The sequence below is a fragment of the uncultured Gimesia sp. genome, from assembly GCF_937910335.1.
GTDB lineage: Bacteria > Planctomycetota > Planctomycetia > Planctomycetales > Planctomycetaceae > Gimesia.
Window position 1 is genome coordinate 1 of sequence record NZ_CALEMX010000421.1, and the last position, 13891, is coordinate 13891.

Annotated in this window: 7 protein-coding genes; 2 read left to right on the plus strand and 5 right to left on the minus strand. The window is 49.1% G+C overall.

Annotated features, from left to right (window positions below; all coding sequences use genetic code 11):
* Positions 1–293: 293 nt before the first annotated feature.
* Positions 294–1661, minus strand: coding sequence for a hypothetical protein (locus Q0668_RS16580; protein ID WP_298866641.1), 1368 nt, complete (start codon positions 1659–1661; stop codon positions 294–296).
* 190 nt (positions 1662–1851) lie between these two features.
* On the opposite strand from Q0668_RS16580, the gene Q0668_RS16585 reads away from it, so the two are divergent.
* Positions 1852–2976, plus strand: coding sequence for a saccharopine dehydrogenase C-terminal domain-containing protein (locus Q0668_RS16585; RefSeq protein ID WP_298866643.1), 1125 nt, complete (start codon positions 1852–1854; stop codon positions 2974–2976).
* A 9-nt stretch (positions 2977–2985) separates the two neighbouring features.
* Positions 2986–4524 carry an aldehyde dehydrogenase family protein gene (locus Q0668_RS16590; RefSeq protein ID WP_298866644.1) on the plus strand — a complete coding sequence of 513 codons (1539 nt, stop codon included), beginning with the start codon at positions 2986–2988 and terminating at the stop codon, positions 4522–4524.
* 110 nt (positions 4525–4634) lie between these two features.
* Here Q0668_RS16590 and Q0668_RS16595 read toward each other — a convergent pair whose 3' ends face one another.
* The 4 genes from Q0668_RS16595 to Q0668_RS16610 all read right to left on the minus strand — a co-directional run bounded on the left by Q0668_RS16595 (position 4635) and on the right by Q0668_RS16610 (position 13742).
* Positions 4635–6074 carry a DUF1501 domain-containing protein gene (locus Q0668_RS16595; protein WP_298866645.1) on the minus strand — a complete coding sequence of 480 codons (1440 nt, stop codon included), beginning with the start codon at positions 6072–6074 and terminating at the stop codon, positions 4635–4637.
* A 35-nt stretch (positions 6075–6109) separates the two neighbouring features.
* Positions 6110–9211: a PSD1 and planctomycete cytochrome C domain-containing protein gene (locus Q0668_RS16600; RefSeq protein ID WP_298866647.1), complete on the minus strand. Its 3102-nt coding sequence runs from the start codon at positions 9209–9211 to the stop codon at positions 6110–6112.
* A 257-nt stretch (positions 9212–9468) separates the two neighbouring features.
* Entirely contained in the window at positions 9469–11778 is a 2310-nt protein-coding gene (locus Q0668_RS16605) for an SGNH/GDSL hydrolase family protein (protein WP_298866649.1), read from the minus strand.
* A gap of 1070 nt (positions 11779–12848) precedes the next feature.
* Positions 12849–13742 (minus strand): alpha/beta hydrolase-fold protein, encoded by an 894-nt coding sequence (locus tag Q0668_RS16610; RefSeq protein ID WP_298866651.1) that lies wholly within the window; start codon positions 13740–13742, stop codon positions 12849–12851.
* Positions 13743–13891: the final 149 nt, after the last annotated feature.

A 13891-nucleotide genomic window follows, 5' to 3' on the forward strand; every position in this document is an offset into this window, starting at 1 on the left:
CCTCGGCAAGGACTTTCACCTCGCTGATTCGATGCGCTTGCAGGCGCACTAGGGGCGAACCCATGTGTTCGCCCGCGGTCGTAGATCAATCGTTGTGCATTTATCTCGAATGGACGATACGGTTGTGTTTCGTTTTAAAAATGGAAAATGTTATATAGCAGCGGGAGGACACACGGGTCCTCCCCTACAAATTATGCTTTGAGCTGGCCACCCGGTGCAAAATCGGTATGACACATCAATTTAATTCGTGCCTTTCGTGAATTTCGTGGTAGTAAGAATTCCAATCAACAAAGTCACGGCTGATGAATTTTCAACGGATTCGTTTCCAGAATAATGTCATTGATACCGGTTTGATTGAAACCTTTGAATCCGTCTTCACGTTGTAAAATTTCCAGATGAGAACCAATGGCCCCCTGCACCCGGAATTTATTTGCTTCCTCGGCCGTGATCAATCCATCATCCAGCAATGATTGAATCCGACTTTCCTTCACAGGCCAGATCTCCCCCGCGGTAAACGCCTGCTTAAGATGTGGTAAATCCGTAAACGGCTTCATCGTCTTCACGGAATTCTCTTCCGCCAGCTGATCCCGAGCCGCCGTAAAGTCAAACAGACATTCCAGATGATGCATGCCCGCCTGCAAAAACGCCTCACCATGCAGACGGCACCAAAGCCCCACGGTTCCCAGTTCAGAAAGATCGGCCAGAGGTTCATGCGCAAAATCCTGTGAAACTTCTTCGGGTGACAAATCGACGTCCGCAAAGATCACAACCCCCGTTACTGGATGTTCCAACACTTGAGCGCCCCAACCCGCTTCCTTGCCGGCGTAAAAACGTTCGCGCAGATCAAAGCCCAGCAGTTCGAAGACTGAGATCAATCGCCAGAAATGTTGACGACTGGAGCGATACGTATGGTGGTCATGATTCGACCAGCCCAGACCCATTGAATCCTGACGGGCTTTTTGAATGCGGGCAACAGAATTCCGCTGTTGCCAATAGGCACGCTCTGCAACAAAAAACAGATCACACGTACGATCCACGCCCAAATCCGCAATCGCAGATTTAATCAGAGTTTCCGCATTTGCAAATCCCGCTGCTTCATCAGAAAAATCACGCGGACGTAAACGAAAGGCTTCAGTATGATATAACAGCATTTGCAAATCAGGCTGTCGCAATTCTGTCGTGGCATCAATGCGAGCACCATGTCGTTCGATAACATGCAAGGCGACATCATTTTCCTGAAATACCAATTGCTGTCGAACAGCAAAACCGATGTCCCCATCAATCCGCGTCGATAACGCACTTTGATGAACGGCTAAAAATTCAACTACCGAATCCACGATCAGAAAAAGTCGTTCAATTTTTTCTGAACTTAATAGAATTGCAGGAAACTGGGCAGAGGGATGCTGAAACAATGAGTGTTTCGAATCAGCGGACTTCTCGTAGCCCAAACCGAGTAATCTTGCTTCCAACTCAGCCGACCCGTGCAATTCCAGATGATCAATCCAGTCAATCAACCGGGTTCCCGTCTGCGAATGCAAATCTTCTGAAAACTTCCTGAGAATTGACGATTGTAAAAAATATTCGCCAATTCGCTCATTCAGGAAATCTGCAGTTTCCGGATATTGTTTCCAATCAAATGTCGCAAGCTGTTCACTGGTCATGCCTTATCTCCTTGTTTCTTAATTCTTCCCATATTCAGCTAAGAGTCAAGCAGTATTCCTATTTGTACTACGAATTTTTCTGCGAAAACAAGAACTCAATCAGAAAAGACAATTCCTGCGTATATAATGTTAGTAGAGGTCTTTCTATTCTTAAATCTCACATCTTGAATTCCACTTCAGAGGACCTGATATGTCTCAAACCATCTTATTAATTGGTGCGGGAAAAATCGGACGAATGATCGCCTCGATGCTTCAAAGTACCGGCGATTATCATCTGCGAATTGCAGACCGAGTTCCCGCTGCATTAGAAAGAATACAAAAACGGATTCCGTCCGCGGAAATCCACACTCTCAATGCAGACTCGCATCCGGAATTACTTCACCTCATGCAAGACTGTACCGCCGTGATCTCGGCTCTGAGTTTTAGAGAAAACCCGGGAGTCGCCCGGGCCGCGCAGGAAGCAGGCATCAATTATTTCGACCTCACCGAAGACCGGCAAACTACAGCCGCCGTCAAAGAAATTGCCGACGATGCCGTTCCCGGACAGGTTTTTGTCCCCCAATGTGGACTCGCCCCCGGATTCGTCACTATTATTACAAAACACGTCATGGAATGGTTCGACGAAATCGATACCGTTCGCATGCGCGTAGGAGCCCTGCCACAACATCCAACCAATGCACTCTCTTACAACTTGACCTGGTCAACAGACGGATTGATCAATGAGTATTGCAATCCATGCGAAGAAATCCATGCACATAAAATAAAAAACCAGCACCCCTTGGAAGGGCTCGAACAGTTCACGCTGGATGGAAATGTCTACGAAGCCTTCAATACATCAGGCGGACTCGGAACATTGTGCGAAACCATGAATGGCCACGTGCGAGAACTGAATTACAAAACCATTCGTTACCCCGGCCATCACATGTTAATGAAATTTCTCCTGCAGGACCTCAGACTCGCAGATCGGCGCGAACTCCTGAAAGATGTAATGGAAAATGCCATTCCTGTAACATTCCAGGATGTCGTGATTGTATTTTGCACCGTCAGAGGAAATCGAAACGGACAGTTTGTTGAAAAGAGTGACCTGCGAAAACTGTATGCCCAGGAAATTAACGGTGAACAATGGAGTGCGATTCAATTAACTACAGGAGCGGGAATTTGTGCCGTCGTTGACCTGGTTCAACAAAATCAGTTAAGCGGTACAGGATTGATCCGACAGGAAGAGGTCCCGTTTGACATGTTTATCAACAACCGATTTGGAAGTTATTTCGAAACAGAGAAATTACTTTCCGCACCATCGACATTCATCAAGTGAGCGCTAACCATGACGCATCCCATACATGAAGTATTACAACGCATCAATGTGCCCGGTCAGCCCGCGGCTGTCGCCATTGGAACAAACTGGCAAAGCGGTGCCGGAGAACTCTTGAAGGGAACCTCTCCCATCGACGGAGAAACGCTGGTCACCCTGCAGGAAGCCACACTCGGCGATGTAGGCTTAGCCGTCGATACAGCAAAAAATGCATTTCTGAAATGGCGACAAGTCCCCGCACCCAGGCGCGGTGAATTCGTACGCTTACTCGGCGAAGCACTACGCAAATACAAAACAGATCTGGCGACGATCGTCAGTTGGGAAGCAGGCAAAATTACACAGGAAGCATTGGGCGAAGTTCAGGAGATGATCGACATCTGCGATTTCGCCGTTGGCTTAAGTCGGCAGCTATACGGCTCTACCATCGCCAGCGAAAGACCGGGACACCGGCTCATGGAACAATGGCACCCCTTGGGACCGGTCGGAATTATCAGCGCATTTAATTTCCCCGTTGCTGTCTGGGCCTGGAACGCGATGCTCGCTTTTGTATGTGGAGATTCCGTCATCTGGAAACCTTCTGAAAAAACACCGCTCTGCGCCATCGCCTGTCAGCAAATCGTCAACGATGTCGCGCAGAATTTTCCCGAAGCCCCCGATGGTATTTCAAACCTGCTAATCGGTCGCGCTAACATCGGCAAAGCATTGTCTGAACATCATGAAATCCCACTGATCTCAGCAACGGGTTCCGTTCCAATGGGTCGCGCCGTCGCCCAAACGGTCGCCAGTCGACTTGGTCGAAGTCTATTAGAACTCGGCGGCAACAACGCCATGATCGTCACCGAATCGGCAGATTTGGAAATGACCGTTCGCTCCGCCCTCTTCTCAGCCGTCGGCACATGCGGACAACGTTGCACCACGCTACGTCGTCTAATCGTACACGAAAACATCGCAGACCAATTAATAACGTCGCTCAAAAATGCCTACCAGCGTTTGCCCATAGGCAATCCACTCACAGAGGGAACACTGGTCGGCCCTCTAGTCGATCAGGCGGCCCTTGATGCCATGCAACAGGCATTAAAAACTGCAAAAAAACAAGGAGGCATTGTCCATTTCGGACATCAACTTGTCGAAGAAGATACAGCAAAAGGCTGCTACGTGCATCCCGCGATCGTCGAAATGGAAAGCCAGACCGACATCGTACAACAGGAAACCTTCGCCCCTATTCTCTATGTCATGCGCTACCGCACTCTCGAAGAAGCCATCGAAATGCATAACCAGGTTCCACAAGGACTATCTTCCGCCATCATGACCAATGATGTCCGTGAAGCAGAACTCTTTTACTCGCCCGTGGGTTCCGATTGCGGTATCGCGAATGTGAATGTCGGTCCCAGTGGTGCAGAAATCGGTGGCGCGTTCGGCGGCGAAAAAGAAACCGGCGGCGGACGCGAATCAGGATCCGATTCCTGGAAAGCCTACATGCGCCGCACCACAAACACCATTAACTACTCAACCGAATTGCCACTCGCGCAAGGGATCAAATTCGATCTCTAAACCGAATTCAAGCCAACAAAACGGGGGACACTGTCGCCGCACCGGGTGCCACTGTCGGCTGGCCCGACAGTGCGCGTCTCAAGCTCTCCCACACATCATTCCAACTAAACTCAAAACACCTCACGAATCACTTCACCACCTAATACCGTGGCGATTTCTTTCCGGTTATTATGCAGGTAATACAACTTATGCTGATCGATACCCAGCGCGTGCAATAAAGTCGCATGCAGATCCGCAGGAGATATCGGACGTTCGACCGGCGTGTAACCCAAATCATCTGTACGACCGATAATCTGCCCCCCCTTCACTCCACCGCCAGCCATCCACATGCAATACGTCGTCGGTAAATGATCACGACCACGCCGATCACCTTTCGCAGAACCCTCGGTCGTCGGAGTGCGTCCAAATTCGCCGCCCCAGATCACCAGAGTTTCATCCAGTAATCCACGTTGTTTCAAATCCTTGAGCAGACCGGCTACAGGTACATCAGTAGCCCGCGCACGTTTTGTATGATTCGCCTTGATCGCACCATGCGCGTCCCAGCCACCATTTCGCAATTGCACTACACGCACTCCACGCTCAACTAATCGTCGCGATATCAAACAGTGCCTCCCGAATTCCGCAGTTGACTTATCATCCAGACCATACAGCTTCGCCGTCCTCCCGCTCTCACTCTGCAAATCAAAAACTTCCGGAGCCGAGGTCTGCATACGAAAACCCAGTTCATAAGAAGCTATCCGCGCTTCCAATTCCGAATCCTGACCAAGTTGAGATAAATGTTCCTGATTCATCCAGTTGATAAAATCCAGTTGCTGGCGACGATTCTGATTCGAATAACCGGCGGGCATCTGTGTATAGGGAATCCCTCGCTTGCCATCCACGAGCGTTCCTTGAACCCGCGATGGTAAAAAACCGGCGCCCCAGCCCGGCGTTTGAGGCGCAGGTCCCGTACTGTTCGAGAGCATCGAAATAAAGCCCGGCAGATCGCGGCTTTCACTTCCCAGACCGTATGTCATCCAGGCCCCCAGACTGGGACGATCACCAATCGCAGAACCAGTCAACGCAATACATTCACCAGGTCCATGCACGGGCACACGATGATTCACAGATCGTAGCACGCAAATGTCATCGATCATTTCAGCCGTCTTGGGAAAGAGATTCGAAACCGGAATGCCACTCTCACCATATTTTTTGAATGCAAAAGGAGAAGCCATCAGTTTGGAATTCAAACCAGCCCGCGGAATGTTAGGCACCCGGGCGGCAATACTTTCAGGCACCCCTTTTCCTTCGAGTTTCGTCAGCAACGGTTTCGGATCAAATGTATCAACCTGACTGGGAGCCCCCGACATAAACAGAAAGATAACATTCTTCGCCGTCGCAGGAAAATGATTCGTCCCGGCACTTTTATGACCGCTATCTTCCGCGCACAACAAACCTTCATCAGCCAGAAGTGACATCAATCCCACCGCACCAAAGCCAAGCACACTTTGATCCAGCATCTCGCGTCGACTCATATTTTGCCGGGAAATCGCATGAGGAAACAGATTCATTTTTCTTTGATCCGGTATCATCGGAACCTTCGAAACTAAGGGATATAAATAAACTCGTTCAAATTAAGTAACGCATGACACAACATCGACAAGCGACGATTCTGCTCAGTAACAGATCCATCTCTCTGATAAAAAGACAGAGACCGCGACAGCTCATCCGGGTTTGGTGCGCGTCCCAGGACTCTCTGAAACGCCTGTTCGACCTGTATACTTTGATCATCCCCCGCACTCTCCACAATCTTTTTCGCCAGCACCTGAGCCCGGCGATCCATGAATTGACTGTTCAACATAAACAGTGGTTGCAGTGCCACCGTCGAAACCTGCCTCCGCGAACAACTGGCAATGCTATCCGGCGCATCAAACATCGTCATCACTGAGGGCATTTCACTCCGGCGCTGAAACAGATAAATCGTACGACGCAAATTTTCCTCTTCCCGCTCCTGAGGCACACTCGGCCCACCTGTATCGCGTTTTAATTCCCCTGTCGCACATAAAATGGAATCACGAATCGCTTCCGCTTCCAGCCTGCGACGAGGCCAACTCCACAGCAAACGATTCTCGGGATCGCGTTTCAAATTCGACTCGTGAACCACACGCGATTGGCGATAGGTTGCCGAAAGCACAATCTGCCTGTGAATATGCTTCGTACTCCAATCATGCTCCATCAGTTCAACCGCCAACCAATCCAGTAAATCAGGATGCGTCGGCTTCTCGCCCTGCACACCAAAATCACTAGGCGTCGAAACCAATCCCCGTCCGAAATGATACTGCCATAAACGATTCACCCACACCCGCGATACCAGCGGATTCTTACGATCCGTCAACCAACGTGCCAACGCGTCCCGAGACAAATTCTTAGACGAATTCGACGACGCACCCAATACCGCAGGCCAGCCTTTGCCCACCTCCAACCCCGGCTTGTGAACATCACCGCGAATTAAGATCTGAGACTTCGTTCGCTTCAAACCTTCCGCAGAGTAAGGCAGCGGATCGCGGTTTACCACCGGTAAACGCTCAATTTCAGCATGCCCCGTTAATGGTGAATAAAAACCCCAGGTATGAGGCGTTTTCGTATGCTGAAACCGTTTTCTACTAATCAGCTTCTTCGCCTCACGTTGATAAAAATCAAACGTCCCTTTCGGCATCCATTGTTTCATATCCGTCGGATTCGGCAGCGTCTTACTTTGTAAAGACAAATTCCCCAGTTGACCATTCACAAAAAAACCTTGCAGCCGATAGTAGTCACGCTGCGTCAATGGATCGAATTTATGATTGTGACATTGCGCACACTCCAACGTCAGCCCCAGAATCGCGCTACTGGTAACATTCACAATATCCACCAGCACATCGTTCCGCTGCATTGCTTTATCCATCTGGTTTCCGCTGATCCGGGCCGACGCTAAAAAACCGGTCGCAATCAAACTCTCATCCGAATACGGTTCCAGTTCATCACCCGCCAACTGCTCAGTTAGAAAACGATCATAAGGCTTATCTTCATTGAAACTCTCAATCACATAATCGCGATAGCGCCAAGCATATGGTCGCGGCAGATCATGCTGATATCCATGGCTTTCTGCCCACCGCGTCAGATCAAGCCAGTAACGCGCCCAGCGTTCGCCATAATGTTTCGATCCCAACAAGCGCTCCACCAGATTCTCATAAGCACGTGGATTGGTGTCATTCACGAAGCTTTCAATTTCCTCAGCCGTAGGAGGCAAACCGATCAGATCCAGAGACAAACGTCGCACCAAAGTCGACTTCTGTGCTTCTGATGCAGGCTGAATCCCCTGCTTCTGATAAGCACGTTCGATAAAGGCATCCACGGGCGTCCGCACGCGCTTTGAATCTTTTCTATCCGGAATCTTCGGACGTTTGATCGTTTGAAAGGCCCAATGATCCGACTCCGTCTTGGGCGTCGGCAGTAACTTATGATCCCATTTGGCACCCTGATCGATCCAGGCACGTAACAACGCGATTTCCTTTTTCGACAACGCAGGTGCCGAGTCAACCGGTGGCATCCGTTCTTCTGGCACTGTCGACGAAACCAACTGAATCAGCTTGCTCTGCTGACTCTCTCCCGGCACGATTAACTCTTCACCGGTACTAAAACCGCGCAGCTCGTCATACACATCCAACCGATAGCCGGAATCCGGATTTGCACCCGCATGACACGAAAAACAACGTTGCTTAAGTAAGGGAAAGATCTCTTTTTGAAAATGAACCTGCTTGTGCCAGGCTGTCTTTTCCTGAGGGTTCATCGAGGGAATTTGTGAAGGCGATAAATCGAGAACGTCATTCCATGTACGACTCAAAACCAGATCACTCACATAAATCCGATCTGAACGCTCGGTTTTTAAGCCAGTCGCAAATCCGACCCAGCGCACGGCATTCACGCTTTGCGGATTCACTGCCGTAGCTACCGGCTTATCCAGATCACCGGGTTTCGGATCAACCCACAAATCGAACCGCGTAAAACCGGCACGTAATGAGTTTTCAGGCTTCGATAATCGACCGACAATCTGATAGTCCCGATCGCGTTCCAGCTCCACCGAACTCCAGGCCGTCTTATGGCTGCCGATTCGCACCATAAACACAACCTTCCCCTTCTGAGGACCGCTTTCATTAATATGAATGCCGATATTGGGAATATGCGAAGCATGCACCGCCTGATCAGAGCCTTCATAACGATCCAGCCAGAACACAAAAAACTCACCCTGATCACGCAACTTTTCATCAGCAGCATAGCGGAACCGAAAACGGAGAAACAATTCCTGCCCCTGATACGTTTCCTTTAACTCACGCCGCAAAGGATTATTCCGTTTTCCAGTCCCCTGTATCATCGCTTCATGCGCGATAACCTGTTGTTTATTTTTCGAACTCGTTTTTTGCTTTGCATCCACAAACAACGCCGGCTGCTGCTTCGAAAGAACCCAGCCCCCCTTCCACCCAAAACCCGGTTGATCTTTTTTGCCCGGTTGAATTTTTTTGAAGGAATCAAATTTCCGATTCACCAACCCCTGAGCCAGCCGCGACTCCTGCCCTTGCACTTGCGCGGCAATACACAGCAGCATCCCCAATACCAGCAGCCCTGGAAGCGGTCGCGAATGAAAAAGAAAAGCCCAGTAAGCGTAATACATCGAAAACTTTCAAATCAAATAAAGCGATAGTATGTCTGAACATCGAAACACAAATCATACAATACTATACATAGTGTCGTCCCCTCACTCACAAAGATCAATGGAAAAATCTCGCAATTCATCATCAACGAGGGAAGACAGCCCTCCAACAGCGAAGCAATATTGAAACGTTCAACGCGTTTCGTGAATTTCGTGTTTTTCGTGGTAGTGAAAATCCATAAAATGATTGCAGTACTATTCACCAAACGAAGACTTAACTAACGCGCATCATAAGCAAACAAACCCAGCACCCATACATCCTTGTCTTTTGCACGTATGCGAACATGATGTTTATAAAAAGATAGCCCTCTAACACCACGCCGGTTCTCAATAAAATGTTTACGACCCTTCGAATCTGTAAACGCCACATTCGTCGGCTGTGACCAGGCAGCCTTGCCATTCACCTCAGTAACCAGCGTGCCGCCTTCGGCGCGGTCGAGCCAGGCAATAGACAGATCCGTACCTTCAACTTCAATTTCTATCGATTCACCGGCCGCCAGCAAAAATGCTTTTTCCCCATAGGGAGCACCCCACTCGGATGCAAACGATTTGACTTCAGCAGTGCGTTTCCACTGTTTCGCATCGACACCAAAAAAACGACGATTCGGACAGACTTTGTTATCAACGACAACCAGCTTCGCTTTCTCGTTCGGAATCTCAATGATGTGCCGATCACCTAATGAAAGCCGTCCATGCACGAACGTCGAATTCCGCGGATTCGGTTTTGACCAACTATGCCTGCCATGACCGGCATCTTTCGCCGGCTTTCCATCAATCAACAACTTCGTCATCTCTTTGTTATTATCCGACCAGATATTAAACGCACAATCTTCAATGATCATCATCCGCTGGTCCGCAAATCGTGGGTCCGGCGATTGGAAACGGGTAACATCCCCTTCCCAGCCATAACTGTAGTCGTTCATCCGCGCGGGCAAATGCTGTTGCGGAATACCCACCACCGCATTCTCCGGAATTTCAAACACACGCTCCAACTGCTTATACCACAGATAATGACTGGCAGCGCCAGGATGCCCGCCATCCGGGGCCATCGCATAACGATTGCATGTAGGATTGAGATCAATCAATAACTGCCCGACATCGAGAAATGGAATCCCGTAATGCGCACACAGCTTTTGCATCGGCTCACTCATGGATGTCGCCGACCCTTTATCACGAATCCACATGCACGACACAAATTCCACATCCGGATAATGCCGTTGAAACCAACGTATCGCTCCCTCATAAGCGGCGATTTCATCGGGACGATCAATATGCTCATTATGTCCATGTCCAAAAATCACAAGGTCCGGCTCCGATGCTTTACCATCACGAAATAATTTCGGATACAATTCTTTCCATGACTTACCCTCGGGATGCCCATTCGGATTCGGACTCGGCGGAAGTTCCAAAGCCGCGTATTCACGAAACCCACTATGCGATTCCCCAATCGACGAACCATCGCAGGCCATCACATTCAACAGCATATTTTCGACCGGGTAGTTGAACTTCCGCAGCAACTCCCGTCGCATTCTGCCGGTATACATGAAGTAGTGTTGCGACCATCCAACGTAATTCTGTAAGTCAGGCCGACCTTCTCGATCTGCCAGAAACGTTTTGAGCGTTTCCGCACGGGAGGGACGGGCCGAAGTCAAAGGTTCCTTATACTTTGGACTCTTAGGATCTTCTTCATAAAAATAGAGCCGCGGATTCGCACTGCCCCGATCAATACTCGAACCCAGAGTCAAAATCGAAAGCGGCTTACCGCTAGACAATTTCTCCATCGTCCGCGGAATCCGCCGATAAAAATCAGGCAGCCCGCGAGAAGACCCATTATCAGCGACTACCTGTTTTCCTTTGACCAACGTTGGCGAATGAATCCAGACTGGCTTGTCAGACACATTCGCAAACTCAACCAGCACACCCACCACATTCCGAAAATCAGCGGACGATTCCCGTTGATGTTCAAACCGCGGATCAATCTTCAACCCACTCTGTTCCAACACAAATTCTTCACCCACTTTTTGAGAAGACGTTTCCAGTTGAGGCGAACGAATCAATTCCCCACGACCATGCCGAAAAAAAGTTCGTTTGTCAGACAGACCAAACTCCTTGGGAGACCAACTCCCATCCGCACTCTCAATCAACATCAGACACAGCCGCGACTGTAATGCACCACCAGTACCCTGATAACCTTTGACCCCCAGACTGACCGTATCCCCCTTCACCAATCCCAGTTCCGGCAAAGTCGCAAACTGCCACAACCGCTTGCCCGGTTCTATCGACACCAGATTGCCCGACGATTTAAAATTCGGCGAAGCGTTCGAACTTGCAGAGAGGGATCTTACATCGCCCCAGCGATCCGTATTCCAGCACAAAACAGATCGCCCTTTTTCAGCAAGATCAAACGTCTTACGTAATGCAAATCTCGGATTCTGCAGCAGATTATCTACCCGCTTTTCCCCCGCTTCCCCAATCGACAGAAAACAGAACACGACAATCATCAAAACAAATAGAGTTTTTAAATTCACGTTGTATCTCACTTCAGTTTCAATTCGGAATAGCGTTGTAAAAATCTGACACAATCTAAAATAAATCAACCAATCGGGTGCCGCTGCTAGCTGGCCCAACAGTGATGTCCGACAGTAATTTTTTTGTGCCAGAAAACAAGACTCAGAACAATGATCAGTAACCTGTAACATACCAGACCGCAACAAGTTCACACAACTTCTTAGAGAGAAGATAGGCCGGTAATTATTATTTCTTAAAGCAAACTTTCTTCATCTTTGCCAGGCATCCCCCCCTCTAACCATAATCCAAGTGCTCACTTTTGCTCTTGACGCGGTCATCGAAAATCCCATTATGCGTTTATGCGCGTCGCGCGCGAGATGCGATTTATGAGCACTGCTTATAGCGAACACTGCAGATCTCACTACTATATAAGTCTCTGTGTTTTGAAAATCTTCACCTGTCAATTCCGCACAGGTTCCCGCTGTCTCGTAACGTATCGTCGCGTTTTGGTGACGCTTTGACGCGTATTTACCACCGTCCGAACACTGTCCGTCCGCATTTAACCACCTTGCGAACACCAAATTCCTCTTGACCTCTGTATGCCCTTCGCAACAATCATCCGCAGTGCTCAACAAAGAAAAACGGAGCGTCACAGCACCAGCCACCGACAACAAGAATCTGAGCGGCTCGGCGCTAGCCGCAGTTATCACCACAAACGCAGAAAAAAAGAAACCCAAATAATCTCTCCCCGACAAGGAATGAAAAGAAAATCACAAAGCAAACAAGTCAGTCCGCCTCATTTGAAAAGTAGCGGCGCGACTCCATCTCAAATGTAGGGTGCGGCCCCATCTGTCCGCCTGCAGAGCAAAATCTCCTATGCAAATTTCACCCACAGATCCCCGGCCCAACAGAAAATTACCGCCAGTAAATTCAACAAGTATCATAGGCAATAGCGCCAGACACCCCTAACTGAATATCCGGAACTGCATAAACCTCACATGTATACCATCTCCAAAAAAAGAGCACGGAGGGTGGGCCCGGATGCACATCCGGGCCGAGCGCAGCGAGCAGGAATCTGACAGAGAAACAATCAATCGCTTACCGCAAACTGCAAAGCCCGTTTCGTATGCCCCAACACATAGGGCATCGCTTCGCGAACCACAGCAAACGTGTGCCCCCCTTCAAGCAGGATCCACGTTTGTGGAATATTAAGCTGGATCAGACGATCACGAAAATGTTCGTTCATCGTCCGGTCAAAGGCCTGGTGGGCGGTAATCATCTGCACCGACATCCCCTTCAACTTCACAGCACCATGCAGGGGATTAAACTCTTTCCAAACCTCGGGATCTTTACCAAACCGATCTGTGGGAACTTTGTAAGTCTGCCCTTCAGGCAAGCCGGTGCGTGGAAAATCAAGTAATCCGATGATCGAACTGACGGATATAAACTGTTTCGGATGCCGTTCGGCAAAGTTCACACAACCAAAGCCCCCCATTGACCAGCCGGCAATCGCCCATCGTTCCCGCTTCGTCGGCAATTGATACGCCGATGAGGCAACAGATAGCACTTCTTCCAGATACGTCTCATAAATGTCCGCCTTGCGAACTGGTGAATTAATATACCAGCCATCATCGCCGTCCGGAAGAATCACAAACAGACCCGAATCGAGCAACTGCTTTCGAATGATCTTGTCATCAATCAGCGACAACTCATGCCGACCACGACCATGCAGTATCACCAGCGTCCGACGGTCTGCTGGTTTAATCGTCTTCCAGTTTTCAGGCACCACTACAACAAAACGTTTTTGCTGCTTCAAACGCTGACTCTCAAAAGTCACACTCAAAATCCGCGGAAACAGTTCCACGGTTTCTAACTTGGCTTCCACAGTTTCCGAATTCACTGCCAAAACGAAATCAGCATCAAATGACTGTAATGGAAGCATCATCCAGATCATCAGACAATTCAAAACCAATCGCCGTTGCATAAAATTGTCACCCAAACAGAATCAAATTGAGTAAAGGAAATAGTACTATCACAAAATAAACGAACGCGTTTTGATCATCCAAATAAAACATCTCTAATCCCGCATTTCCCAGATGACTTCCCTCGCTTTGGCACGTAATTTGCGCCATA